This is a genomic window from Cellulomonas sp. P5_C6 (genome assembly GCF_054049635.1).
Window position 1 is genome coordinate 1 of the sequence record NZ_JBFULZ010000391.1, and the last position, 678, is coordinate 678.

The 678-nt window shown below is 78.5% G+C and carries 1 pseudogene; it reads left to right on the plus strand.

The annotated features are described in order from the left end of the window. A pseudogene (locus tag ACXJKG_RS21335) lies at nt 1-678 on the plus strand (hypothetical protein); the annotation flags it as partial.

Consider the following 678-nt stretch of genomic DNA (forward strand, 5'->3'; position numbering starts at 1 on the left):
GCACCGACCGACGCGGCAACCGCGCCGCCGGCGGACGCAGCCACGCCGACCCCCTCCGAGGGTGCCGCCGAGGCGCCGGCCACCGCGGCCGACCCGACGGGTTCCGACCTGTGGGTCGCCGAGGTCAGCGGCACCGGCTCCGCGCAGCTCGTGTGGCCCGCGCAGGAGGGCCGCTGGAGCCTGCTCGCGGTCAGCACTGGAACCTCCGCGCCGACCCTCTCGCTGGCGTGGCCCCGCGTCGTCACGACGCCGTGGCTCTGGCCCTGCGTCGTCGTCGGCGCCCTGCTCGTGCTGCTCGCGGGCTGGCTCCTCCTGCGCGACGTCCGCCGTCGCCGGGCCGGGCTCGACGAGCCGGTCTGGCACCCCGTCACGACCGGCACCATCCCGGCCGTCACCGCCGGGGTCGCCGTGGGAGACGTCGACGACATCCCGGTCCTGACCCGTCGCCAGCTCCGGGAGGCGGCGCAGGCCCGCGCCGCACGACCCCGCACGGGCTCCATCCCGAAGGTCCCCACCACCACGGGATCCGTTCCCGCGACGACGCCGACCGGCGGCGAGGTTCCGGCCGTCACGCCGGCCGTCGTGGCCACGAGCCGCCGCGACCTGCGGCCGCCCACGGGGTCCGTGCCGGCGGTACCCCCTGCCGCGGCGCCCGCAGCTGCTGTCGCCGCATCCGAC